Source organism: Candidatus Methylomirabilota bacterium (assembly GCA_035709005.1).
GTDB lineage: Bacteria > Methylomirabilota > Methylomirabilia > Rokubacteriales > CSP1-6 > 40CM-4-69-5.
Genome location: DASTFB010000075.1, coordinates 14,933 through 39,029 on the forward strand (window position 1 = coordinate 14,933; position 24,097 = coordinate 39,029).

21 protein-coding genes and 1 pseudogene are annotated in these 24,097 nt (G+C 69.4%); 17 read left to right on the plus strand and 5 right to left on the minus strand.

Going from position 1 to position 24,097, the window contains the following annotated elements; genetic code table 11:
• The first annotated feature begins 2 nt into the window (after positions 1-2).
• Positions 3-377: a hypothetical protein gene (locus tag VFR64_12610; GenBank protein HET9490583.1), complete on the plus strand. Its 375-nt coding sequence runs from the start codon at positions 3-5 to the stop codon at positions 375-377.
• Between the two features lie 21 nt (positions 378-398).
• Here the strand turns inward: VFR64_12610 and VFR64_12615 are convergent, their stop codons facing one another.
• Positions 399-1,619, minus strand: coding sequence for an MFS transporter (locus VFR64_12615; protein HET9490584.1), 1,221 nt, complete (start codon positions 1,617-1,619; stop codon positions 399-401).
• Between the two features lie 24 nt (positions 1,620-1,643).
• Between VFR64_12615 and VFR64_12620 the strand changes: the two genes are divergently transcribed.
• From VFR64_12620 to VFR64_12685, 14 genes and pseudogenes are all read left to right on the plus strand, one after another.
• Positions 1,644-2,366: a sulfite exporter TauE/SafE family protein gene (locus VFR64_12620; protein HET9490585.1), complete on the plus strand. Its 723-nt coding sequence runs from the start codon at positions 1,644-1,646 to the stop codon at positions 2,364-2,366.
• 161 nt (positions 2,367-2,527) lie between these two features.
• Positions 2,528-3,661, plus strand: coding sequence for a TRAP transporter substrate-binding protein (locus VFR64_12625; protein HET9490586.1), 1,134 nt, complete (start codon positions 2,528-2,530; stop codon positions 3,659-3,661).
• Positions 3,662-3,732: 71 nt separating this feature from the next.
• Positions 3,733-4,248 (plus strand): TRAP transporter small permease subunit, encoded by a 516-nt coding sequence (locus VFR64_12630; GenBank protein ID HET9490587.1) that lies wholly within the window; start codon positions 3,733-3,735, stop codon positions 4,246-4,248.
• Positions 4,245-5,561 (plus strand): TRAP transporter large permease subunit, encoded by a 1,317-nt coding sequence (locus VFR64_12635; GenBank protein ID HET9490588.1) that lies wholly within the window; start codon positions 4,245-4,247, stop codon positions 5,559-5,561. Before VFR64_12630 ends, VFR64_12635 begins: the two co-directional genes overlap by 4 nt.
• A 69-nt stretch (positions 5,562-5,630) precedes the next feature.
• Entirely contained in the window at positions 5,631-6,458 is an 828-nt protein-coding gene (locus VFR64_12640) for an IclR family transcriptional regulator (protein HET9490589.1), read from the plus strand.
• Positions 6,459-6,470: 12 nt separating this feature from the next.
• Complete coding sequence (locus VFR64_12645) at positions 6,471-7,586, plus strand: amidohydrolase family protein (GenBank protein ID HET9490590.1); 1,116 nt, start codon at positions 6,471-6,473, stop codon at positions 7,584-7,586.
• A gap of 28 nt (positions 7,587-7,614) precedes the next feature.
• Positions 7,615-8,712 carry a TAXI family TRAP transporter solute-binding subunit gene (locus VFR64_12650; protein HET9490591.1) on the plus strand — a complete coding sequence of 366 codons (1,098 nt, stop codon included), beginning with the start codon at positions 7,615-7,617 and terminating at the stop codon, positions 8,710-8,712.
• Positions 8,713-8,746: 34 nt separating this feature from the next.
• Positions 8,747-10,693, plus strand: a complete 1,947-nt coding sequence (locus tag VFR64_12655) for a TRAP transporter fused permease subunit (protein ID HET9490592.1) — start codon at positions 8,747-8,749, stop codon at positions 10,691-10,693.
• Positions 10,694-10,702: 9 nt separating this feature from the next.
• A complete protein-coding gene (locus VFR64_12660) occupies positions 10,703-11,494 on the plus strand; it encodes an SDR family oxidoreductase (protein ID HET9490593.1) in 792 nt (263 codons plus the stop codon).
• 24 nt (positions 11,495-11,518) lie between these two features.
• Complete coding sequence (gene accB, locus VFR64_12665) at positions 11,519-12,007, plus strand: acetyl-CoA carboxylase biotin carboxyl carrier protein (protein ID HET9490594.1); 489 nt, start codon at positions 11,519-11,521, stop codon at positions 12,005-12,007.
• 19 nt (positions 12,008-12,026) lie between these two features.
• Positions 12,027-13,379, plus strand: coding sequence for an acetyl-CoA carboxylase biotin carboxylase subunit (locus VFR64_12670; protein HET9490595.1), 1,353 nt, complete (start codon positions 12,027-12,029; stop codon positions 13,377-13,379).
• Complete coding sequence (locus tag VFR64_12675; GenBank protein HET9490596.1) at positions 13,376-14,821, plus strand: pyruvate carboxylase subunit B; 1,446 nt, start codon at positions 13,376-13,378, stop codon at positions 14,819-14,821. The genes VFR64_12670 and VFR64_12675 overlap by 4 nt, the downstream gene beginning before the upstream one ends.
• Positions 14,814-16,968 (plus strand): annotated as a pseudogene (locus VFR64_12680) (acetate--CoA ligase family protein). The gene VFR64_12675 and the pseudogene VFR64_12680 overlap by 8 nt, the downstream one beginning before the upstream one ends.
• A 164-nt stretch (positions 16,969-17,132) precedes the next feature.
• Positions 17,133-17,258, plus strand: coding sequence for a hypothetical protein (locus VFR64_12685; protein ID HET9490597.1), 126 nt, complete (start codon positions 17,133-17,135; stop codon positions 17,256-17,258).
• Positions 17,259-17,266: 8 nt separating this feature from the next.
• Here the strand turns inward: VFR64_12685 and VFR64_12690 are convergent, their stop codons facing one another.
• Both VFR64_12690 and VFR64_12695 read right to left on the minus strand, forming a co-directional pair.
• Positions 17,267-18,454 carry a thiolase family protein gene (locus VFR64_12690; GenBank protein ID HET9490598.1) on the minus strand — a complete coding sequence of 396 codons (1,188 nt, stop codon included), beginning with the start codon at positions 18,452-18,454 and terminating at the stop codon, positions 17,267-17,269.
• Between the two features lie 17 nt (positions 18,455-18,471).
• Positions 18,472-19,962: an aminopeptidase P N-terminal domain-containing protein gene (locus VFR64_12695; GenBank protein HET9490599.1), complete on the minus strand. Its 1,491-nt coding sequence runs from the start codon at positions 19,960-19,962 to the stop codon at positions 18,472-18,474.
• Here VFR64_12695 and nudC point away from each other — a divergent pair.
• Positions 19,936-20,865, plus strand: coding sequence for an NAD(+) diphosphatase (gene nudC / locus VFR64_12700; GenBank protein HET9490600.1), 930 nt, complete (start codon positions 19,936-19,938; stop codon positions 20,863-20,865). The two genes, VFR64_12695 and nudC, sit on opposite strands and share 27 nt — an antisense overlap.
• A gap of 12 nt (positions 20,866-20,877) precedes the next feature.
• Here the strand turns inward: nudC and VFR64_12705 are convergent, their stop codons facing one another.
• Positions 20,878-21,651, minus strand: coding sequence for an SDR family NAD(P)-dependent oxidoreductase (locus VFR64_12705; protein HET9490601.1), 774 nt, complete (start codon positions 21,649-21,651; stop codon positions 20,878-20,880).
• 121 nt (positions 21,652-21,772) lie between these two features.
• Here VFR64_12705 and VFR64_12710 point away from each other — a divergent pair, with 121 nt between their 5' ends.
• Positions 21,773-23,506, plus strand: coding sequence for a thiamine pyrophosphate-binding protein (locus VFR64_12710; GenBank protein HET9490602.1), 1,734 nt, complete (start codon positions 21,773-21,775; stop codon positions 23,504-23,506).
• Here VFR64_12710 and VFR64_12715 read toward each other — a convergent pair.
• A complete protein-coding gene (locus VFR64_12715; protein HET9490603.1) occupies positions 23,503-24,093 on the minus strand; it encodes an O-methyltransferase in 591 nt (196 codons plus the stop codon). The genes VFR64_12710 and VFR64_12715 overlap by 4 nt on opposite strands.
• Positions 24,094-24,097: the final 4 nt, after the last annotated feature.

Genomic DNA, 24,097 nt, shown 5'->3' on the forward strand with positions numbered 1-24,097 from the left:
GTATGCGCTGGCTCCCCGGCTTGCTCGGGCTCACCCTGCTCAGCGGGTGCACGGCCGCGTTCGACGTGGCGGGTGTCGAGTGGACCAGGTCGAACACCACGTATTCCCAGATCACGCTGGACCAGACCGAGTGCGCGCGGGCGGCATACGACGCGGGGGCCACGTCCGACCTGCTGCTCGGAGGGCTTCTCGACGTCGTGCGGCTGGCCGCCGAGAACGGGGCCCAGGCTCAGGCGTATCGCGATTGCCTGACGTCGCGGGGGTACGAGCGCGTCGCCGAGGGCGATTCACAGGCGCGCCCGGTGGGGCGCGACGTCGGCCTCCGAGTCCCGCCCAACACGGTGGCACGGGCTCAGCCGCCGGCTGCTCAGCGGTAACGACGGTCAGGGGATCGGACTTCAGGCCGAGGTTCGGCGCGGCCGCAGCCGCCAGGCGGCCAGCAAGCCGCTGAGCGCCAGCAAGCCCGCCGCCCCGTTGACGAAGAACGCCGTGCTCACGCCCCAGCGCTCGGAGACGGCCCCGACCACGAGAGAGCCGACGGGGAAGGAGCCGCCGAACACGAGGACGTACAGGCTCATCAGCCGGCCCCGCAGGTGATCGGGGGCCGCCGTCTGCAGCGCCGTGTTGCAGCCGGCCAGGGTCATGATGCCGGCGAAGCCGGTGGCGAACAGCGCCAGCGCGGCCAGCCAGAACTCCCGCACCGTGGAGACGCTCAGGAGCGCGGCGCAGGCCAGGGCGGCCGTGGTGAAGAGCAGGGGAGGTGACGGCGCCTGGCGCACGGTCGCTCCCAGCGTGAGCGCGCCGGCCACCGCTCCCACGCCCACGGCGGCCATCAGGAAGCCGAATCCCTCGGCGCTCTCACCGAGCACCGTGCGGGCGAGCAGCGGCACGAAGACACTGAAGTTGAAGACGCACAGGCTGACGACCAGCAGGATGGCGAGGATCAGGCGGATCTCCTGGGTGCGGAGGGCGTAGCGCACGCCTTCCAGGATCTCCTGCCGCATCGTGGTCCCGCCGGCCCGGACGGGCCGGCCTTCCGCGCGAGCGCGGGCCAGGGTGGCCAGCATCACCAGGAAGGTCGTGCCGTTGATGAGGAAGGCGGGGACGATGCCGAAGCGCGCGATCAGCAGACCGCCGGCGGCGGGGCCAAGGACGCGGGCCGCGTTGAAGGTCGCGGAGTTCAGGGCCACGGCGTTGACGACGTCGCCCTTGCCGACCATCTCCACCACGTACGACTGCCGCGCGGGGTTGTCCAGGGTGTTGGCGCAGCCGGCGAGGGTAGCCAGCACCCCGACGTGCCAGTACTCCACGTAGCCGCTGGCCACCAGCGCCGCCAGCGTGAAGGCCTGCACGGCCAGGGCCGACTGGGTGAGCATGAGCAGACGCCGCTTGCGCAAACGGTCGGCGATGGCTCCGGCGACCACCGAGAAGACCAGCATCGGGCCGAATTGCAGGGTACCGATGAGCCCGAGCAGCAGCGGCGAATCGGTGAGCTGGAGCACGAGCCAGGCCTGGGCCACCGAGTGCATCCAGGTGCCGACCTGCGAGACGAACTGGGCCGTGCAGAAGCGCCGGAAGTCGGCATGGTTGAGCGCGCGGAGGCCGCTGGGGAAGAGCATGGATCGCCCGTAGAATAGCCCGGCGTGAGCCTGGCCTGGACTGCCGCCGCCCTCATCATCCTCGGCGCGAGCTTCGTCATGGGGCTGGCGGGGTTCGGGATCGCCCTCGTCTCGCTGGCCTTTCTCCCCTACTTCATGCCGCCGGCGGCCGCCGTCGTGCTGATCACGATCTACGCCTTCGCGTTCGCCGCCGGCGTCGTCATCCAGCTGCGGCGCGACGTCGTGCCCGGCGCCATCGCCATGCTGCTGGCCGGGACGCTGATCGGCATGCCCTTCGGCGTGTGGGCCCTGGCCGCGCTTCCGGCCCCGGCGCTGACCCGCCTGATCGGAATGATGCTGCTGATCGCCGTGGGCCTCGAGTGGTTCGGCCTCTACCCGCAGCGGCTGGCCGGGCGGGTGTGGGGATTCGGGGCCGGCGCGCTCGCGGGCGTCACCGGCGGGGCCGTCGGGACGCCGGGACCGCCGGTGATCCTCTACGCCGCGGCCCAGCGCTGGAGCCCCCGGACCACGAAAGCCAACATCCAGGCGTTTCTCGTCGTCAACCAGGGCGCGATTCTGCTCGGCTACTGGTGGGCCGGACTGCTCACCGCGGAGATCGGACGCCTCGTCGTCGTCTTCGCCATCCCCGCCCTCGTCGGCGTGCTGGGCGGCGTCGCGCTGTTCGGCCGCATCGATCCCATCGTGTTCCGTCGGGTCCTGTTCGTCGTGCTGTTCGCCTCGGGGCTCGTGATGCTCGTGCGCGGCTGAGGGCCGAACGGGGAGAAGACGCTTGACAGTGCGGGGACCGGCCCCTCTAATGCCGGCACCGCTACGGCCGCCCAGGGTGTTCCACCCGACGGAATGGCGGAGCGCGGCGCGACGTGCTGTGCGCGGGAGGTCTCCCTGCCGCAGCGAGAGGAGGACATCGGATGAGAAAGTGGGGATTCGCGTTGACGGCGGCCGGATTCGGCCTCGCGCTGTTGCCGCTGGCGTGGGGGCTGTGGCCGGCCGCGCGAGTAGCCGACGCCCAGGCGCCGACGTTCCGGATGCGCATTCAAACCAGCGTCCCGTCGGCCGCCACTCAGTTCGAGGGGATGCAGAAGTTCGCCGAGCGTGTCCAGAAGATGTCGGCGGGGAGGCTGAAGATCGACGTCCTGCCCATCGGCGCCGTGGTGGGGTTGTCCGAGATTTTGGAGGCGGTGGACAAGAACGTGGTGGAGGCCGGCTTCGCGTGGACTCACGTGTGGTCGGGCAAGCACCCGGCCGCCGGCCTGTTCGGCTCGCCGCCGGCCGGCGCCGGGACCGGACTGGATCAGACTACGCATCTGTCCTGGCTGCTCTCCGGCGAAGGTGGGCCGCTCCTGCGCGAGGTCTACCGCGACGGCCTCAAGACGAACGTGGTGCCGTTCCCGGTGATGGCGGTGGGTCCCGAGGCCCTCGGCTGGTTCCGACAGCCGATCACCAGCCTGGAGGACTTCCGCAAGCTGCGGTTTCGCGTCCCGCCCGGCCTGCCTGGTGAGATCTATCTCGAGTCCGGCATCACGGCCGTGAGCCTGCCTGGTCCCGAGATCCTTCCCGCCGCCCAGCGCGGCGTCATCGACGCCGCCGAGTGGGGCTTTCCGTCCGACGATCTGGCCTTCGGATTCCACCGGGTGTGGAAGAACTATTACCTGCAGGGTCTGCACCAGGTCACCGTGGTGGCCGACCTCATCATCAACGGCGCCTTCTGGAAGAAGCTGCCACCGGACATCCAGGCCATGATCGAGACGGCAGCCATGGCGACGAACCTCGAGCACTACGCCATGCTGATCCACAAGAACGGCGTGGCCCTCAAGGAGCTCGTCGACAAGCACGGCGTCAAGCTCCAGGAGACCCCGCGCGAGTACTTCACGGAGTTCCCCAAGGCCACCAAGAGGGTCCTCGACAAGTACGCCGCCCGCGACCCGCTGTTCCGCAAGGTGCTGGAGTCCCAGCGGCGGTTCGCCCAGCTCGTCCTGCCGTACCGCATCAACGCCCACAAGGTCGACCTCTTCCTGGCCGAGGAGGCGCTCAAGAGCAAGTAGGCGCGAGCCGGGGGAGGCTGGTCGGCCTCCCCCGGCGCATCCCGCTGCTCGGCGATTCGAGGAGGAGGGCGATGGCAGGCCTGGAGCGGGCTATGCGGACGCTGGACGCGATCAGCGTGTGGTCGGCCCGGCTCACAGGGTGGCTGATCCTGCCTCTGACGTTCATCCTGGTGTACGAAGTCGTCTCCCGGAAATTCTTCCACCGACCCACCACCTGGGCCTCCGACATGAGCTACATGCTGTACGGCGCGCTCTTCATGCTGGGCGCGGCCTACGCGCTTCAGCGCGGCGCCCACATCCGCACCGACTTCCTGTACCGTCTCTGGCCGGCCCGGGTCCAGGGCGTAATCGACGCCGTCCTCTACCTCGTGTTCTTCTTTCCCGGCATCGCGCTCTTCCTGTGGCTGGGCTGGGACTTCGCCTGGGCCTCGTGGCTGCAGGGAGAGCGAGCGATCACCAGCCCCTGGCGCGCGCCCATCTACCTGCTCAAGGCCGTCATCCCGGTGGCGGCGGCCCTGCTCTTCCTCCAGGGCGTCTCCGAGTTCCTCAAGAGCCTGTACGCGGCGTTCCGAGGCCGGTGGCCGTGAGTCCGGAAAGCCTCGGCATCCTGCTGCTTCTGGCGCTTCTCGTCGCGATCTTCATCGGCTTCCCCATCGCGTTCACGCTGATCGTGCTGGCGCTGGTCTTCGGTTATATCGGCGTCGGCCTCCAGGTGTTTTCCCTCATGGTCTTCCAGTTCTTTTCGGTGATGCAGGAGAGCGTGCTGGCTGCCGTTCCCCTGTTCATCCTCATGGGGGTGCTCCTCGAGCAGGGCGGGCTGATGGACCGTCTGTTCCGAGCGTTCCAGCTGATGCTGGCTCCCGTACGAGGCTCGCTGTACCTGGCGGTGATGTTTACGGCGACCATCTTTGCTGCCGCCACCGGCATCGTCGGCGCGTCGGTCACCCTGCTCGGGCTCATGGCCAGCCCGGCCATGAAGCGGAGCGGCTACGACGTTCGGCTGTCGGCCGGCATTATCACCGCCGGGGGCACGCTCGGCATCCTGATCCCGCCCAGCGTCATGCTCGTGGTCATGGGCCCGGTCGTCGGGGTATCGGTCGTCGACCTGTTCGCGGCCGCCATCGTGCCCGGGCTGGTGCTCTCGAGCCTCTTCACCGCCTACGCGATGGTCCGCAGCTTCCTCAACCCTCGATTGGGCCCACCGCTGGCCACCGCCGAGCGGGCGACCTCGTACGGAGCGGTTGTCCGGGAGCTCGCCGTCGGCCTTGTGCCACCAGCAGTCCTGGTTGGAGCATCGCTGGGCAGCATCCTCAGCGGTCTCGCGACACCGACCGAGGGCGCCGCCATGGGCGCTGCCGGCGCGCTCGTCCTGACCCTCGCCTACCGGCGGCTCAGCTGGCGCAAGCTGTTCGTGGCGGTGATGCAGACAGTGGAAGTTTCGGCCATGGTGTTGTTCCTGGCGGCGGCGTCGAACTTCTTCGGTGCCGTGTTCTCCAGATTGGGCACGCCGCAGATGATCACCGAGACAGTGGCCGCCCTCCAGCTGCCCCCGCTCGGAATACTGCTCATCATCATGGTCCTCATCTTCCTGCTGGCCTGGCCGCTGGAATGGGTGCCCATCGTGCTGATCATCGTGCCGATTCTGCTGCCGGTGCTGCGCGACCTCAAGATCGATCTCGTCTGGTTCTGCATGCTGGTGGCGGTGAATCTCCAGACGGCCTGGCTCTCGCCTCCGGTGGCCCTGTCGGCCTATTTCCTGAAGGGCGTCGTCCCCGACTGGGACCTCAAGGACATCTACCTCGGCATGATGCAGTTCATGGTCCTTCAGGTCGTCGGGCTGTTCCTCGTCCTCCTGTTCCCCCAGCTGGCCCTCTGGCTGCCGTCCGTCCTCTTCGACTGAACGCTTCTGCAGATGCCCCTTGACAGCGACCGGGCAGCCGCTCCCTAATGCCGCCTGCCGGAGCACTCGATGGAACAGGATGTTCCATTCAATGGAACGAAGCCGTCCCCGGTCCTCAAGGCCCTGACCATCCTGGCGCGTGTCGCCGGGTCCGGGGCCATGACCCTTTCGGAGCTGAGCTCGACCGCGGAGCTGCCCAAGCCCACGGCCCATCGTCTGGCCGGCCTGCTCGAGCAGGCCGGGATGCTGGCCAAGGACACGCTGACCCGGCGTTACGTCGTGGGCCCGGCCCTGCTGGAGCTGGGCTTCAACGCCCTGCGCAACTCACCCGCCCTGCGCAACCGCCGTCTGCTTCTGGAGCGGCTGTCCGAGAAGCTCGGCGAGACCGTCAATTTGGCCCTGCTCAGTGGGGACGAGGTGCTCTATCTGGATCGCGTGGAGGCGTCCTGGCCCCTTCGAATGGATTTCAAGCCGGGCAGCCGGGTGCCGATTCACGCCACCGCCAACGGCAAGCTGCTCCTGGCCCATGCCGAGCCCGGCACCCGGGCACGGCTGCTCCGGAGGCTGCGCCTCACGCCGGTGACGGCCCGGACGATCACCGAACGGGCGTGCCTGGAGCGGCAACTGGCCGAGATCCGCCGGCAGGGCTACTCCGAGGACGACGAAGAGTTCCTGGCCGGTGTGTGCTGTCTGGCCGTCCCCGTGCGCGACGCCGGTGGCCGGGTGATCGCCGGCCTGGCCGTCTCGGCGCCGTCGGCGCGCTTCAACCTGGAACGGGCTCGTGCCCACCTCGATGATCTGGTGAGGACCGCGGCCGACCTCGGCCGCGAGCTGGCCGGCGAGCGCGACGGCGCCGGCGGCACGAGCGATGTGCGCGCGAGGCCACGTGGCCGGTAAGAGGAGCCAGAGATGAAGAAGGGCTTCCGCATCATCGATTCCGACATGCACGTCATCGAGCCGCCCGAGATGTGGGAGAAGTACATCGACGGCGAGTTCAAGCACCGGGCTCCGCAGATGGTCGGCAACTATCTGATCGGCATGTACGGCCTCATGGAGGGCCGTATCCTGCCGACCATCGATACCCACCGCCAGCGCTGGAGGGGCATGTTCCGGCGCGTTGCTCCTCACTATCAGGCCGCGGCGGCGCGCGGCTTCGACCCGGCCTCCCAGCTCGAGGCGATGGATCGCGAGGGCCTCGACCGGGCGGTGCTCTTCCCCTCCTTCGGACTCTACGTCATGTGCTTCGATGGGCTGCCCGGACGCTTCGCCGCCGCCGTCGCCCGCGCCTACAACGACTGGCTCTACGACTTCTGCCAGCGGGACCCCGACCGCCTGCGCGGCGCCGCCATGATCCCGCCCCAGGACATCACCGAAGCCCTCCAGGAGACGCGGCGGGCGGTGCGGGAGCTGGGCTTTTGCGCCGTCTTCCTGCACCCGAGCCCGGTCGACGGCCGCCAGTGGCACGATCGCTACTACGATCCGCTGTGGAGCGAGCTGGAGACGCTGGGCATCCCGGTGTGTTTCCACGAGGGGACCGGCACACCCATCCGGCAGCCGGGCGACCAGTTCGGCGACAACCGGCTGATGCGGCACGTCGCCTCCCACCCGATCGCCATGATGTTGACCAGCCTGTCCCTGATCGCCGGCGGCGTGCTGGAGGCCTTCCCGCGGCTGCGCGTGGGATTGCTCGAGTGCAACGTCGGCTGGGTACCCTTCTGGCTCGACCGCATGGACCACGACTTCGAGCGCCTGGCCGAGTGGGACGCCCCGGCCCTCACCATGAAGCCGAGCCAGTATTTTCTCCGCCACTGCTATGTCGGCGCGGAAGCCGAAGCAGGAGTGCCCCACGTGGTGGCCCAGATCGGCGGCGACAACATCGTCTGGTCGACCGACTACCCGCACTGGGACTCGGACTATCCCGAGGCGTCGGAGGAATTCCTGGCCCTGAGCGTCGACGAGGACACGAAGCGAAGGATCCTGTGGGACAACTGCGCGCGCCTGTACGGCCTGTCAGTGATGCAGTAGCAGACGCGAACCAAGGGGAGGATCGGCTATGCAGAGTCGAACACGATCGCTCGCGACGACAGTGGTCGGCCTCGTGCTGATGACGCTGCTCCTGGGTCTCACACTGGCCCCCGGGACGCCGGACGCGCAGCAGCGGAAACCGGTGACGGTCACCTCGTTGCGCTGCCCGATCGGGTGCGGCGTCACCGAGGGGGACACCATCCTCGGCAGCTTCTTCGCCAAGGAGCACCCGTGGCTCGTCTACCAATCGCAAGAGACACCCGGGTACATGTACAACATCCGGGAGATGGCCAAGAACAACAAGCGCTGGACGAACACCATCTTCGGCACCGAGGACACGGTGATCCAGCTCGGCTCGCACGGGGGACGCCCCGAGCTCAAGGAGTTCCTGCCCGACCCGATCAAGATCAAATGGAAGCTGCTTTTCGGCGAGGCCTGGTGGACGCAGGGGATGTGGTATGTGACGCTCGACCCGAAGCTCAAGACCATCGCCGACCTCAAGGGCAAGCGGCTCGGCCTCGGCCTCCGCACGCAGAGCGACTGGGGCATGGACGCTCGCGTCTTCCTGGACACCGCCTACGGCATCACGCCGGCCAACACGAACATCCAGCACCTGGGGCCGGTGGCCGCCGCCGAGGCCATGCTCGACGGCAAGGTCGACGCCGTGGTCATGGGCATGGGGACCGATCCGTTCGGCAAGAACTGGCTGCTGGCCGCGCCCATGCGCCTGCTGGAGGCTTCGGGGCGGAAGCTCTATTACATCGGCATGGACAAGGACGCGCCCGAGAAGGTCAACGCCAGGTACGGGACGACCTACATGACGATCACCGTGCCGCCGGGGACGTTGCCCCAGCGCGCGGAGCCGCTGGTGGTCGGCGTGGACCGCGGCTACCTCGCCTCGCACCCCGAGCTCCCCGAGGAGGTCGGCTACGAGATCGTCAAGACGGTGGCCAAGCTCTACCCGCGCATGACGACCCTCAACGCGCTCTGGAAGGTGCAGAGCCCCGAGCTCATGGTGAACGGCCTCACCGAGGAGAATGCCCACCCGGGCGCCATGCGCGCTTACAAGGAGCTCGGCTGGTGGGAGCATCGCACCAAGTTCCCCGCCGTCACCTATCCGAAGTGACACGGGGGTCGGGCCGAGCTCGGCGAGGCCGCACGTGAAGGCCACGCGCCGCGCCGCCGACCGGTTGTTCGTCGTGGTGGTGGGCGTCCTGTCCGTCTACATGGCGGTCACGACTTTTGTCTTCGTCCAGCTGACGCCCCACCACTACGCCACGCTGGTCGCCGGCATCGTCGGGCTCGCGGGGCTCCTGGCCCTTCGCAACGTGCTGGCGGAGGGCCAGGTCAGGCGGGGCATCCGCTTCTGGGCTCGGCTGAGCGTGGCGGCGGTCGCGCTGCTCGGCACCCTGCTCTCTACCGGCTACGTCCGGATCAACGGGCTCCGGCTCCAGATCGATCAGCCGTTCCTCAACGACACCGACGTGGTCATCGGAGCGATCTGGCTGGCCAGCCTCCTCCTCATCACCTGGTTCCACTGGGGCACCGTCCTCACCACCGTCATCGGCGTCGTCGTCCTCTACTTCTTCTATGGCCACCTGCTACCCATCCCGGTTCTCCGCCACAACGGTTACGAGGTTTCGTTCGTGCTGTCCTATATGGGGATGAACACGACCGAAGGCGTCTTCGCCTACGTGAGCGATGGGGTCGAGAAGCTCTACTTCCTGGTGATCTTCAGCGCCGTCCTGATCGGCAGCGGCATGCTGGACCTGGTGACGGAGCTGGGCAAGACGGTCGGCCGCTACGTCCGCGGCGGCGCCGCCTTCCCCGCGATCATCGGCAGCACCATGGAAGGGATGGTGATGGGGGCCGCCGTGACGAACGTCGTCATGAGCGGCAAGCTGACCATCCCCATGATGAAGCGCTACGGGTTCCGCCGGGAGTTCGCCGCCGCCGTCGAAGTGGCAGCCTCCACGGCGGGACAGATCATCCCGCCGGTGATGGGGCTCGCGGCCTTCATCATGGCGGCGCTCCTCAATATCTCGTACGTCGCCGTGGCGCTCATCGCGGTGATCCCCTCGGCGCTCTACATGATCGGCATCGCGATCGGCGTCCTCATCCGCTCCGCCGCCGACGACTTGCCGTACCTGCGGGAGCCTTTCGACCGGGTCCTGGTAGCCCGCTTGCTGCCGACGTTCGTGGTTCCGCTGGTGATCGTCATCGTCCTCCTGCTCGCCTTCCACACCCCGGCCTACGCCGGGCTCTTCGGGATCGCGGCCGCGGTCGTCCTGTGCCTCTTCCAGGGCCGCTTCCGGCCATCACTTCGCGACTTCGGCGTTGCCCTCAAGGAGGGCGCGGAGATCGCCATCCAGCTCTCGGTGCTGATCCTGGCCATCGGTCCGCTGGCCCAGACGTTCACCACCACGAACCTGGCCGGCCGACTGTCGGCGGTGCTGGTCAACGTCGTCCCCGACAGCCAGGTCGTCATTCTGCTGGGCGCCATGGTGCTGGCCCTGCTCGTCGGCATGGGATTGCCCACGCCCGCAGCCTACGTCCTGGTGGCGCTCACGCTCGCGCACTTCCTCCAGCAGGCCGGCATCGAGATCGTGGCCGCTCACTTCTTCATCCAGTACTTCGCCGTCTTCTCCACGATCACGCCACCGGTCGGCGTCGCCTGCCTGGCCGGCGCCAAGATCGCCGGGGCGTCGTTCCCGAGGACGGCCATCGAGTCGCTCAAGCTCGTGGCGCCGACCTTCATCATCCCCTTCGCCTTCATCTATCACCGGGAGCTGCTGGCCTTCCCGAAGCTCTCGCTGGCCATGCTGCCACCGATCGGCGCCGTCATTGCCGTGCAATGGGCCCTGGCCGTGGCCGGGCACGGACACTTCGTGCACCATCTCTCGCGCCTCGAGCGCGGGGCGGCGGCGCTCCTCGCCGCGGTCGGGCTGGCCGTCCTCGTCCAGACCCATTTCGCCTACCTGTTGGGCTATGTGGGGCTGGCCGGGGTGACGGCGGTCTGGCTCGCGCTCTCCGGACGGCGGCACGCCGCGGCCGCGCAAGGCCGCCTGCTCCCGGCGCCGCTGAGGGGAGGGGATGGCCACGACTGAGGCGCGGCCATGACCGTCTCGCCCGAGATCGCGCGCCGTTATCGGGCGCTGTTCGATCTGACGGACCTGGTGGCGGTGGTGACCGGTGGCGGTGGCGGACTAGGGAGCGCGATCGCCCGCGGTCTGGCCGCCTTCGGCGCCAGGCTGGTCATCGCCGATCTCGACGGGATGCTCGCCGCGAAGGTCGCGCAGCAGATCGTTGCCGCCGGCGGCGAGGCTCGCGCCACGACGGTGGATGTGACGCGGCCGGCTGCGGTCCGGGCCCTGGCCGACGACATCGCGGGCGCCGAGGGGCGCGCGGACATCCTCGTCAATGCCGCCGGCGTCCTGGCTCTCGCGCCGGCCGAAGAGATGTCCCTGGAGACGTGGGGTCGGGTCCTCGACGTGAACCTGACCGGGATCTTCCTCACCACCCAGGCGATCGGCTCCCTGATGCTCCGGCGGGCACGGGGCAAGATCGTCAACCTGGCCTCCGTGTCGAGCGTGGTCGCCAATCCCGGCTATGCCGCATACGCTGCCAGCAAGGGTGGGGTCGCCCAGCTCACCCGCGTGCTCGGTGTGGAGTGGTGCCGGCGGGGCGTCAACGTGAACGCCATCGGGCCTGCGATCGTGGAGACCGAGCTGACCCGGGCATACTTAGGGGACGCGACGTGGCGGGCCTCGGCCCTGGGCAAGATCCCGATGGGCCGCTTCGGCACAGCGGACGACCTCGTGGGGGCCGCCGTCTTCCTCGCCTCGTCGGCCTCGGACTTCATGGTGGGACAGACCATCTACGTGGACGGCGGCCGCACCCTCGGTTGACGGAGCGCGAACGGACTCGGCGATATGGACCTGAGCTACGACGATGTCCAGGAGATCTTGAAGATCATCGACGGCTCGGCGATCGAGGAGCTCCACCTGGAGATCGGAGATTTCAAGCTCGTCGTCCGCAAACGGGGCGGGGTGGCCGAGGCTACCGGAGTCCGCTCGGTTGGGGTGGCTCGGCCCACGCCCGCGCCGGCACAGCGGGCGGCCGCCTCCCGGGACACGGCCCCGGCCGCCGTCCCCGGGGCGGCTCGCTCTCAGGCCATCGGTGTGGAGGTCAAGGCGCCGATGGTGGGGACGTTCTACCGGGCGCCGGCTCCGGGGGCGCCCCCGTTCGTCGAGGTGGGCAGTGCGGTGGCCGAGGACGCGACGGTGTGCATCATCGAGGTCATGAAGCTGATGAATTCCATCCGGGCGGGGTGCCGCGGTCGGGTGAGCGAGATCTGCGTGGAGGACGGGGCGTTGGTGGAGTTCGGTCAGACCTTGATGGTGATCGAGCCGCTGGCGTGACTGATCCCGGGGGGCGGCTGTGAAACGCGTTCTCGTCGCCAACCGGGGGGAGATCGCCGTCCGCGTCATCCACGCGTGCCGTAGCCTGGGCCTCGAGACGGTCGCCATCTATTCGGAAGCCGATCGCGACGCGCTTCACACGCGGCTGGCCGACCGCGCGGTCTGTGTCGGCCCGCCCCCGGCGGCGGCCAGCTACCTCAACGTTTCGGCGATCCTGGCCACGGCCCGGGGTACCGGGTGCGACACCGTGCACCCCGGATACGGATTCCTGTCCGAGAATGCGGCCTTTGCCGCGGCCTGCCTGGAGCAAGGGCTGCGCTTCGTGGGCCCGTCCCCCGAGGCCATTCGTCTGATGGGGGACAAGCTGGAGGCCCGGCGCCTGGCCGCGGGGCTCGGGGTCCCGGTCGTGCCTGGTTCCCCGGGCCCGGTGCGCTCCGTGGAGGATGCGGCCGCGATCGGTTACCCGCTGCTGCTCAAGGCCTCGGCGGGCGGCGGCGGACGCGGCATGCGCGTCGTACGCACGGCGGCCGAGCTCGGTTCGGCCATTGAACGGGGCGCCGGGGAGGCCCGTGCCTCCTTCGGGGACGGCACGCTCTACGCCGAGCGCTATCTCGAGCGCGTGCGGCACGTCGAGGTCCAGGTTCTCGCCGACGCCCGCGGCGGTGTCGTTCATCTCGGTGAGCGCGACTGTTCCCTGCAGCGGCGTCATCAGAAGATCCTGGAGGAGGCGCCGTCGCCGGTGTTGAGCCCGCCACTGCGACGGGAGCTCACCGAGGCGGCGCTGCGCCTGGTCCAGGCCGTCGCCTATCAGGGCGCCGGCACCGTCGAGTTCGTGTTCGATCCGGATGCCGGGCGCTTCTACTTCATCGAGATGAACACACGGATCCAGGTCGAGCATCCGGTGACGGAGCTGATCACCGGGCTGGATCTGGTCGCGCTCCAGCTTCGCCTGGCCGCTGGCGAGGCGCTGCCCTTGGCCCAGGCCGACGTCCGGTTCGTGGGCCACGCCATCGAGTGCCGGATCAATGCGGAGCAACCCGACAAAGGCTTCCGGCCCAACCCGGGGACCGTGACTGCCTGGGTCCCGCCCCGGGGCGCCGGCGTGCGGGTCGATACGCACGTCGAACCCGGGACGGTCGTGCCGCCCTTCTACGATTCGCTGCTGGCTAAGGTGGTTGCGCATGGCGCTGATCGCCCCGCTGCGATCGCGCGGATGCGTGAGGCCCTGGTCGCCTTCCAGGTCGGTGGGGTGTCCACCACGATCGGGTTCCACCGCCGCCTGGTCGACCATCCCGATTTCGTGGCTGCCCGCGTGCACACCCGCTGGGTCGAGGAGGAGCTGGCGCGGGCGACCGCGACCAGGGCGACGTGAAGACCGTCAGCTTCGTCGACACCACGCTCCGCGACGCCCACCAGTCCTTATGGTCGACGCGGATGACCACGGCGATGATGCTGCCCGTGGCGCCGATCCTCGATCGTCTGGGTTTCGAGGCCATCGACCTGGTGGGCGGCGCCGTGTTCGATGTCTGCGTCCGTTACCTTCGCGAGGATCCCTGGGAACGCATGCGGATCATGAGCGGCGTCGTCACCCGCACCCCGCTCATCGTGATGACGCGAGGCCAGAGCCTGTTCACGTTCGAGCTCTTTCCCGACGACGTCGTCGCCCTGACGGCCCGTCGGATCGCCGCCAACGGCATTCGCTACGTCACGCCCTACGACGCGCTCAACGACATGCGCAACATGATCGTTCCGGTACGCGCCTCCAAGGCGGCCGGGCTCACCGTGGCGGGGGGCGTGGTCTACACCGTGAGCCCCGTCCATACGGACGCCTACTATGCCGGCAAGGCCCGGGAGCTCGTCACCCTCGGCGTGGACGCGGTCTTCCTCAAGGACCCTAGCGGGCTGCTGAAGCCCGAGCGGGTCCGCACGCTCATCCCGGCCCTCCGCCAGGCCGTCGGTGCGACCAGGCTCCAGCTGCACACCCACTGCCTGACCGGCCTGGGGCCGCTCTGCGCGCTGGAGGCGATCACCCACGGCGTGGATACCGTGCACACCGCCACGTCGCCGCTGGCCCACGGCGCCTCGCAGCCGCCGACGGAGTGGCTGGCGCGGAACGCGCGCCGCATCGGCTTCGACGTGCGGCTCGACGCCGACGGTCTGGCTCCGGTGGCCGACTACCTCCGGTACGTGGCCGCCCGCGAGGGCAAACCTCTGGGACGCATCGCCGAGTACGATCCGTTCCACTACGAGCACCAGGTGCCTGGCGGCATGATCTCGAACCTCCACTCCCAGCTCCGGGACATCGGCCTCTCCCACCGCCTGGACGAGATCCTGGAGGAGGCCGCCCGTGTCCGCCAGGAGCTCGGCTACCCCATCGTCGTCAGCCCCTTCGCGCAGTTCGTCATCACGCAGGCGGTCCTGAACACGGTCCAGGGCGAGCGCTACGCCACCGTGCCCGACGAGGTGCGCAAGTACGCGCTGGGTAACTACGGCGCGCTGGCCGCGCCCATCGATCCCAACGTGCTGGACCGGATCACGCGCGGTGAGGCGCCGGTCACGGCGCGTCCCGGCGACCTGCTCCCACCGGCCGTCGAGCGGGTGCGCCGCGAGCGGGGGCCGTTCGCGTCGGACGACGATTTGCTGCTGGCGGCCTTCTACAACCCGGAGCAGTACACCAGCCTCCTGGCGGCCCGCCCTATCCGGACCGAGTATCCGGTCGATCGCACGCCGCTCCTCACGCTCCTCAAGGAACTGGCGGCCCGGCCTGACGTGCGGGCCGTGAGCCTGATCAGGAGGCCGGCGTCCGTTGCCTGACCCGGACGACCGTCTGGAGCGCTTTTTCCGACCGCGTGCGATCGCCATCGTCGGGGCCACGGAGGACTTCACCCGGATCAACGGGCGCCCCCTGAAATTCCTGCTCGACAAGGGCTACGCGGGGCAGATCTATCCGGTGAATCCCAAGTACTCCACGTTGGCCGGGCTGGTTTGCTACCCGAGCGTGACGGCCATCCCCGGGCCGGTCGATCTCGCCATCGTCGCCGTCCCGGCCAAAGCCGTGGCGGCGTCGGTGCAGGAGTGCGTGGCCAAGGGCGTGCCGAGCGCCGTCGTGTTCAGCTCCGGCTTCGGCGAGATGGGCGAGGAGGGACGGCGGCTCGAGGCCGAAGTGGCCGAGGCGGCACGGCGGGGCGGGCTCCGGCTCTGCGGCCCCAACACGCTCGGCTTCATGAACACCTTCGACCGGGTGCTGGCCACGTTCAGCCAGGCCGGCGAAGGCGACACGCCGCCCGGTCCGGTGGCGTTCGTCACGCAGAGCGGGGCCTTCGGCACCGCCATCGTCGCGCTCGGACGCCAGCAGGGTGTGGCCTTCGGATACTTCGTCAACAGCGGCAACGAAGCGGACCTCGGCTTCGCCGAATTGCTCGCCTGGGTCCTGGAAGATCCCCGCGTGAAGGTCGTCGCCGGCTACATCGAAGGCCTCCGTGACGGACGGCGCCTGCTCGCCGTCGCCGATCGCGCCCTGGATCTCGGCAAGCCGCTCGTGATCACCAAAGTCGGCCGCTTTGGAGCCGGAGCCCGCGCCGCCTCGTCGCATACCGGCTCGCTCGCCGGCAGCGACCGCATCTACGCCGGCGTCTTCCGACAGAAAGGAATCCTCCGCGCGCCCCAGGAGCAGACTCTCCTCGACCTGGCCGCGGCGTTCTCCACCTGCCCACTGCCGGCTGGCCGCGGGCTGGGCATCGTGACCCAGTCCGGCGGCGCCGGCGTGCTCATGGCCGACCGCGCCGAGGAGCTCGGGCTGGCCGTTCCCGAGCTCGCCTCCGAGACCCAGGCCGCCCTGAGCAAGGTCGTGCCGGCGTTCGGCGCCGTGCGGAATCCGGTGGACATCACGGCCCAGTTCATCGCCGACCCCGGACTGCTGCGGGCCTCCCTGGACCTGGTGCTCGCGGACCCCGGGGTGCACGCGGCGATTTTCTATCTCGGGCTCATGGCCCGGTTCGCCGACCAGGTGGTCGCTAACCTGCGCGAGGCGTACGCGCGGGCCAGCAAACCGCTGATCGTGGCCTGGGTCGCCGCGCCCGAGGCTGCCCGCGCGGCGCTCCGCGAGGCCGGGATCTGTATGCTGCCGAGCGCGACCCGAGCGGTGGACGCGGTGCACGGCCTCGTCGAGTTCGCCGAGCGTCGGCGGCGACGGCTCGGCGGCGCGCGCGCCGCCCACCAGCCGCCGTCGGCATCCGGGCGGGCCGCCCTGCAGCGCGCGCTGGCCGGCGCGCGAGCGGCCGGCGCGCGTGTGCTGGGCGCTCTGGAAGCGTTCGAGCTGCTCGCCGCCTACGGGGTGCCGGTGGCCCGGGCCCATCTGGTCACGTCGGCGGACGGAGCGGCGCGCGCGCTCCAGGAGCTTGGTGGGCGCGTCGCGCTCAAAGTGGAGTCGGCGGACCTCGTCCACAAGACGGAGGCCGACGCGATCCGACTCGACGTGACGGACCCCGAGGCAGCCTGCCGGGCGTTCGACGAGGTCATGGCTAACGCTCGCCGGCATCGACCGGGCCGCTATCCGCGGGGTGCTGGTGCAGGAGATGGCCTCGGGCGGCATCGAAGTCGTGGTCGGCCTGCACCGCGATGCGCAGTTCGGCCCGGTCGTCATGGTCGGCCTGGGCGGTGTGCTGGTCGAAGCCCTGGACGATGTCGCCTTCAGAGCGGCGCCGCTCAGCCGGGAGGACGCCCGGGACATGCTCGAGAGCCTGCGCGGCAGGCGCGTGCTGGAGGGAGTACGGGGTCGGCCGCCTGCCGACGTGGAGGCTCTCATCGACGTCATCCTGGCCGTCTCCCGGCTCGGGGCCGATGCCGAGGGTCTCGTCGGCGAGCTGGATATCAACCCTCTGGTCGTGCAGCCGCGGGGGAGGGGTGCCGTGGCTGTGGACGCCCTCGTCGTCGTGAGCCCCGAGGCGCCCGCGCGGGCCTGACGCGGGCTGTCGGCCGGCCGGCAGAATCTCCTGGGGCGGGCGCACTAGACGCGAAACCCGGGCGGACGGCAACGCCCGGACAATCCGCGACTTACAGCGTCGGTGCGACTCTTGCTCTTGCTTCCTGCCGGGGCGCGCGATGGCCCCGGAAGGAGCGATGAGCGATGCTAGGCGATCTCGCCATCTGGCTGTCGGCCGCCGTGGGTGTCTCCGCGTCGGTGTATATCGTCGCCACCGCGACGGTGACCTTCGCGCGGTTTCTCAAGCGGCGTAGCCGCGCCCACGCCTGACCTCACCGTCAGAGGCAGGCCTCGAACAGGCCCGCGGCCCCCTGACCGCCGCCCACGCACATCGTTACCACCCCGTAACGAGCGCGCCGGCGGAGCATCTCGTTGGCGAGGGTGCCAACCATCCGTGAGCCGGTCATGCCGAAGGGGTGGCCGATCGAGACGGAGCCGCCGTTGACGTTGAGCTTGTCGGGGTCGAGCCCCAACCGGTCGCGGCAGTAGACGACCTGCGAGGCGAACGCCTCGTTCAGCTCCCACACCCCGATGTCATCGATCTTGAGCCCGTGACGGCCGAGCAGCTTGGGCACCGCGAAGACCGGCCCGATGCCCATCTCGTCCGGCTGGCAGGCGGCGAGCGCGAAGCCCCGGAAGACGAGCTTGGGTCGGATGCCGAGGGCTTCGGCCCGCCGGCGCTCCATCAGGAGCGTGGCCGAGGCGCCGTCGGACAGTTGGGATGAATTGCCCGCGGTGACCGAGCCCTGGCCGCTCGCCTTGTCGAAGTGCGGTGGCAGGGCCAGGAGGCCCTCCAGCGTCGTATCCGGCCGGTTGCATTCGTCGCGGTCGACGTAGTGCTCCTCCTGGCCGACGATCTCACCGCTCTTCTTATCAGTGATGCCGCGCGTCACCTGCATGGGCGCCAGCTCTTCTTTGAAGAACCCCTCCTGCTGGGCACGGGCCGTCCGCTGCTGAGAGAGCAGCGCGTACTCGTCCTGGGCGCGTCGGCTGATCCCGTAACGCTTGGCCACGACCTCCGCGGTGTCTCCCATGACCATGTACAGCCCGGGATAATGCTCCTTGACCCAGGGATTCGGATTGTTGTCCCGCTGCATCATGGTGATCGATTCCACACCGCCCCCGATGGCGGCCTCGGCGCTTTCGTTGATGATGAGGTGCGCCGCCATGGCGATGGCCTGCAAGCCCGACGAGCAGAAGCGGTTGACCGTGGTGCCCGGCGTGGTCACCGGCAGGCCCGCGCGCAGCGCGGCCACGCGGGCGATATTGTGGCCCTGCGGGCCGTGGGGCTGCCCGCAGCCGAGGATGACGTCCTCGATGGCGCCCGGGTCCAGCTGGGGCGCTTTGCCGAGCACGTCGCGGATGACGTGCGCGGCTAGCTCATCGGGGCGCGTGAGGTTGAAGGAGCCGCGGAACGACTTGGCCAGGGGCGTGCGGGAGCTGGCGACGACGACGGCTTCTCGCATGGCGAGTCCTTTCCTGGTCAGGGACGCTTGACGTAACGGGGCGTCTCGGCCCACGTGCGCTCGATCTCGTCGACGGTCTTGGGCGTACCGGCGGTGAGGAGGTCGCAGCCCTCGGGGGTGACGAGCACGTCGTCCTCGATGCGGACGCCGATGCCGCGAAACTCCCGGGGCACGGGGTGGACCACCGTCTCGGCGCGGGCCCGCTCCTCCTCCTCCAGGCGCCTGGCAGCGGCAGTGCCCAGCCGATAACGGCGCTCCCACATCTCCTGCTCGCTGTACTCGCGCAGGAAAAACGTGGCGCTCTCCCGCTCGGGATCGAAATAGAGCCCGGGCTCCACGGTGAGCACCATCCCCGGCTCGAGCCGCCGCGAGCGACCCTCCGCGCGATAGTCACCCACGTCGTGCACGTCCATGCCTAGCCAGTGGCCGGTGCCGTGCATGAAGAATTCCCGATAGTGGTGCATGGCCAGCGACTCTTCCACGCTGCGGGGCAGCAGCCCCAGCCCCACCAGGCCCTCGGTGAGCACCCGCCGGGCCGCGTCGTGGACTCCTTCCACGGTCTGGCCCGGCCGGGCAGCGGCGATCGCGGCGAGCTGGGCTTGCAGCACGAGCTCGTAGATCGTGCGCTGGCTCCCGGTGAACCGCCCCGACGCGGGAAAGGTGCGGGTGATGTCGGAGGCGTGATAGCCGTACTCGCAGCCGGCGTCGATGAGCACCAGGTCGCCCTCGGCGAGGCGCCGCGTGTTCTCGTGATAGTGCAGGATGCAGGCGTTCGGGCCCGAGGCCACGATCGACGGATAGGCGTTGCGCGGCGAGCCGTGCGAGCGGAACACGAACTCCAGCGCGGCCTGCAGCTGATACTCGAACAGGCCGGGCGCGGCTACCCGCATTGCCTCGCTATGGGCCTCCCGGCTGATGGCGCAGGCCTGGCGTTGCCAGGCCAGCTCGGCCGGTGAACGCCGGAGCCGCATCTCGTGCAGGATGGGGCCGGGGTCCTCGATGCGGATCGGGGTGGGAAAACCGCGGGTCCGGGCCAGCCGCAGCTCGGAGACCAGTCGAGTGATCCGCGCGTCGTGGGCCGGGTTGCCGAGCCGGTAGTAGAGGACGGGTCGCTCCAGAGCCCACTCGCGGAGCTTCTCGTCGAGCTGGGCGATCGGGTAGGCCGTATCCGCCCCGTAGGTCGCGATGGCGCCCTCCACGCCGGCGCGGCGGCCGTTCCAGATCTCCATCTCGCGATCACGGGGGCGAACGAACAGGACGAAACGCTCCTTGCTGTGGCCGGGGTTCACCACGGCCACCGCATCGGGCTCGTCGAACCCCGTCAGGAAGAAGAAATCGGAGTACTGGCGGAACTCGTACGCGACGTCGCCGTTGCGCGGGGTTTCCTGAGCCCCTGGCAGGATGGCCAGGGCGTCGCCGATCGCGTCGGCGAAGCGCTGCCGCCGGTCGAGAAACTGGCCCAGATCGAAGGTCACGTGGCAATGGTACGCCATCCGGCGTTTCCGCACATTCCTGATATCATCGCCCTGCCGCTCATGGCGACCACGCCCGACACCGTATACCTGCCGTTCAACCGGGGCTGCCTGGGCGAGGCGTTCACGCCCGCCAAGCAGCACGCCAAGCCGCCGGAGCGCCTCGGGCACTGGCTCATCGTCCAGGAGCAGGGGCTGGTAGTGTGCACCGACGCCCACGAGCTGTCGCTGCCGGCGGGCGAGTGCCCCCCCGACCTCGAGGGGCTGATCGGCGAGCCGTTCTGGCTCGGAACCTGGCGGGGTACTCCCTGCTGGGTCGGCGCTCTGCCGCGCGGAGCCGGCATTCCGGCTGGTTTCCACCGCGAGACGCTGGTGCCCATGCAAGGCACCCGCTTGCCCGACGAGCTGCTGTCGCTCGGCGGCATGGCGATGCAGGCCCTGTGGTGGGAATCGACCAGTGGACACTGTCCACGGTGTGGCCAGCGGACCGAGCGGATCGCCAACGAGTGGGGCAAGCGCTGTCCCGCGTGCCGCTACGAGCACTACCCGCACCTGCACCCCGCGGTGATCGTGCTCGTCCGGGACGGCGACCGCGTCCTCCTGGCCCGCAAAGCCATCTGGGCCCCCGGCCGCTACGCGCTCATCGCCGGATTCGTCGACAACGGTGAGTCGCTGGAAGGGACGGTGTGCCGCGAGGTGCTCGAGGAGGTCGGCGTCGCCGTGGACAACATCCGCTACGTCGGCAGTCAGAACTGGCCATTTCCTAGCCAGCTCATGGTGGGATTCGTGGCCGACTATGCCGGAGGTGAGATCACCATCGACCCCGAGGAGCTGGAGGACGCGCGATGGTTCTCGCGCGACGCACTGCCCACGGGGCCTGCCCGTCACTCCATCGCCGGGTTCATCATCGAGCACTACGCCCGACGGCCGCGGCGATAGGTACGCGCGGCCTCAGGACATCATCCCGCCGTCGACGGTGTAGATGCCGCCATTGACGTAGGATGCCTCCGCGCTGCAGAGGAAGGCGACGAGAGCCGCGACCTCCTCCGGCTCCCCGTAACGACGCATCGGGATACCCGCCACGAACCGGCGGTGAGCCGCTTGCGGGTCCTTGGGGTCGAAGCCTTCATCCAGCAAGCCCGCCATGGGCGTGGAGATTGGGCCCGGGCACACGGCGTTCACGCGGACCCCGTGCCGCACGAGCTCGAGCGAGGCGGTGCGGGTGAGCCCGATGACGGCATGTTTGCTCGTCGTATAGGCGACGAGCCCCGGCGTCCCTCGCAACCCGGCGACGGAGGCGGTGTTGACGATGGCGCCGCCGCCCCGCCGGATGATGGCCGGCGCCACCAGCTTCAAGCCTAGCCACACGCTCTTGACATTCACGGCGAGCACCCGGTCGAACATGTCTTCCGGATACTCGAGCAGCGGTTTCACCGCCCCCAGGATGCCGGCGTTGTTGAAGAAGCAGTCGATCCCGCCGAAGCGCTCGGTGGCCTCGGCCACGTAGCGTTGGACGTCGGCGGACCGGGTCACGTCGGCTTCGACCGCGGCGGCCTCGCCGCCGGCCTGCTGGACGGCGGCGACGCAACCAGCGAGGTCGGCGCCGGGCAAGTCGACGACGACGACCCGCGCGCCCTCGGAGCCGAAGCGCACGGCGGCCGCCCGCCCGATGCCCCGGGCGCCGCCGGTCACCACGACGACCTTGTCACGAAAGCGCTGGCTCACGTCGGTCAACGACTCGCCTTCACTATCGATGGAAGCCGCGGGCCCGTCAACACCGTGCGCGGCCTTCTGGTATAGTGCGACGGCTGGCTCGAACGTGAACGATCTGACAACGAGGAAGGCCATGCGCAAGACCATCACCGGCACCGGCGGGATGCTGCTGCTTCAGACGCTCAAGGACGCGGGCGTGGAATATCTCTTCACGAACCCGGGCTCGGCGGAGACCGGGATCTTCGCGGCGCTCGCCGAGGACGGTGATCAGCGGCTCGTCGTCGCCAAGCACGAAGGCCTGGTGGCGGCCATGGCCGACGGCTATCACCGGTTCAGCGGCAAGGTCGGGGTCGTCATCGCCCATGTCATGGGCGGCTCGTACCAGCTGGCCGGCCAGCTCTTCAACGCCCAGGTCGCCGGCTCGTCGCTGCTGGTCATCGCCGGCGACTGGGCCTCGGAGCTGCAGGACTACCGGGGCCTGGCGCCGTTTCCCGGCCTGAGCCAGGCCGAATCCATGCGGCCGTTGACCAAAGAGGCGCGCTGCGCCTTCCAGGTCGCCACGAACCCGGCCGCCATCCCCGTGGCCACGACCCGGGCCCTGCGCGAAGCCACGACGCCCCCGACCGGTCCGGTGTACCTGTCCATCAGCGCGGAGCTGCTGATTCGCGAGGGGCTGGAAGCCCAGATCGGCGAGGGGGCGAACTACACGATCGAGCGGCCGGGCCCGGCCCGCCGGCAGACGATCGAGGCGATCGCCCGGCGGCTCGGCGAGGCGCAGTGTCCCGTGTTGATGTTCGGCGACGATGTGTGGCGCGGCGGAGCCCAGGCCGAGGCTGTGGCCCTGGCCGAAGCGCTCGAGGCTCCGGTGTTCAACACCCGGCAGATCTTCGTGAACTTTCCCAGCCGCCATCCGCTCTTCTGCGGCATGTATCCCGTCTCCCGGGAGTTCGAGAAGGTCACCGGGCTGAAGCCCGATCTGATCTTCCTCGTCGGGTGTCAGGGCGTCCACGGCGGGGTGGCCGAGCCCGTGGTGATGCAGATCGGCCCCAATCCGCTGCTCATGGGGCGTCACTATCCGCTCGACGTCGCCGTGCAGTGCGAGCTGCGCGACACGCTTCGCGAGCTGAAGGAGACGCTGACGCGGCTGCACCCGGCCGAGCGCGTCGCGACGTGGGCCCGCCAGCGGGCCAAGGTGCGCAGCTACGCCAGCCTGTTGATCAGCCGTGAGGAAGACCTCGTGCGCGAGCACGAGCACGACACGATGGTCCATCCCAGCGTTCTGGAAGCGCAGCTCGCCGAGCTGCTGCCCCGGACCTCCACCATGGTCCAGGAAAGCTCGACGGCGCGCACGACGCTGCTGCCCTTCGGCCACCAGGGCATGGCCTGGACGCGGAGCGGCGGCGGCTCTCTCGGATTCGGCGTGGGCGCCGCCATCGGCGCCAAGCTCGCAGTCGGTCGAGAGCGGCCCGTCGTGCTCCACCTGGGCGACGGAGCGCTCGGCTACAGTGCGGCGGGGTTCTGGACGATGGCCCGCTACAACACGGCGGTGCTGACCGTCGTCTCCAACAACGAGAGCTATCAGATCGTGCGCCACAACTGGGCGCGGGAGATGCCGGACAGCAAGATGGTCCGAGATGCCAGATATCCCGGCCTCTATCTGAGCGCCCCCGCGGTGGACTACGTGGGGCTGGCGCGCGCCCAGGGCGTGGACGGTGAATCCGTCACGACGCTCAAGGAGCTGGAGCCCGCGCTCCGTCGGGGCCTGGAACGGACGACCCGCGACAACCGGCCATACCTGATCGACGTCACGGTCGCCAGGGAGGGGGTGGGGGCCGAGTCGACCTGGTATCAGGACTGGCGGCTCTAGCCGTCATCGAGCTTCAGCGCGATCTCCTCGCCATTGCCGATGGGGACCGTCACGGCGAACAACCGGGGGTGAGACTTCACGCGGCCCAGGAAAGCTTCAAGTTCCTGGGCGTGCGAGGTCACGTTGTCGGCAATGAGCAAGCCGCCCGGGCGCAACTTCGGCACGACCAGCTCCAGGTAGTCGAGGTAGCTCGGCCGGTCCGCGTCGAGAAAGACGAGGTCGAGGGGTCCCGCGAGCCCTGGCAGGGTGTCCGCGGCGCGCCCCGCGATGACCTCCACGACGCTCTCCAGCCCGGCCCTGGCGAGATTGGTTCGGGCGAGGGCGATCTTGTCGGGGTTGAACTCGAGGGTGGTGACGCGGCCGCCAGTCGCGCGTGCGGCGTCGGCCAGCCAGATCGTGGAGAAGGCGTTGGACGTTCCCACCTCCAGAATGCGCCTGGCGCCCGTGGCCCGGACGAGGATCCACAGCAGACGGCCCGTGTCGCGGGTGATGTTCAGCATGCGCCGGGGCCGGGCGGTCTCCCGAGCGTCGTTGTCCTCGCCGAACCTGGCCAGCTCTTCCAGGAGCTGTCCGAGGGCATGGTCCACGGGC

Excerpts from the sequence above, each read along its gene's own strand:
- VFR64_12610 (HET9490583.1), top strand. The coding sequence starts at position 3 with ATGCGCTGGCTCCCCGGCTTGCTCGGGCTCACCCTGCTCAGCGGGTGC.
- VFR64_12615 (HET9490584.1), bottom strand. The coding sequence starts at position 1,619 with ATGCTCTTCCCCAGCGGCCTCCGCGCGCTCAACCATGCCGACTTCCGG.
- VFR64_12625 (HET9490586.1), top strand. The coding sequence starts at position 2,528 with ATGAGAAAGTGGGGATTCGCGTTGACGGCGGCCGGATTCGGCCTCGCG.
- VFR64_12630 (HET9490587.1), top strand. The coding sequence starts at position 3,733 with ATGGCAGGCCTGGAGCGGGCTATGCGGACGCTGGACGCGATCAGCGTG.
- VFR64_12640 (HET9490589.1), top strand. The coding sequence starts at position 5,631 with ATGGAACAGGATGTTCCATTCAATGGAACGAAGCCGTCCCCGGTCCTC.
- VFR64_12645 (HET9490590.1), top strand. The coding sequence starts at position 6,471 with ATGAAGAAGGGCTTCCGCATCATCGATTCCGACATGCACGTCATCGAG.
- VFR64_12650 (HET9490591.1), top strand. The coding sequence starts at position 7,615 with ATGCAGAGTCGAACACGATCGCTCGCGACGACAGTGGTCGGCCTCGTG.
- VFR64_12660 (HET9490593.1), top strand. The coding sequence starts at position 10,703 with ATGACCGTCTCGCCCGAGATCGCGCGCCGTTATCGGGCGCTGTTCGAT.
- accB (HET9490594.1), top strand. The coding sequence starts at position 11,519 with ATGGACCTGAGCTACGACGATGTCCAGGAGATCTTGAAGATCATCGAC.
- VFR64_12685 (HET9490597.1), top strand. The coding sequence starts at position 17,133 with ATGCTAGGCGATCTCGCCATCTGGCTGTCGGCCGCCGTGGGTGTCTCC.
- VFR64_12690 (HET9490598.1), bottom strand. The coding sequence starts at position 18,454 with ATGCGAGAAGCCGTCGTCGTCGCCAGCTCCCGCACGCCCCTGGCCAAG.
- nudC (HET9490600.1), top strand. The coding sequence starts at position 19,936 with ATGGTACGCCATCCGGCGTTTCCGCACATTCCTGATATCATCGCCCTG.
- VFR64_12710 (HET9490602.1), top strand. The coding sequence starts at position 21,773 with ATGCGCAAGACCATCACCGGCACCGGCGGGATGCTGCTGCTTCAGACG.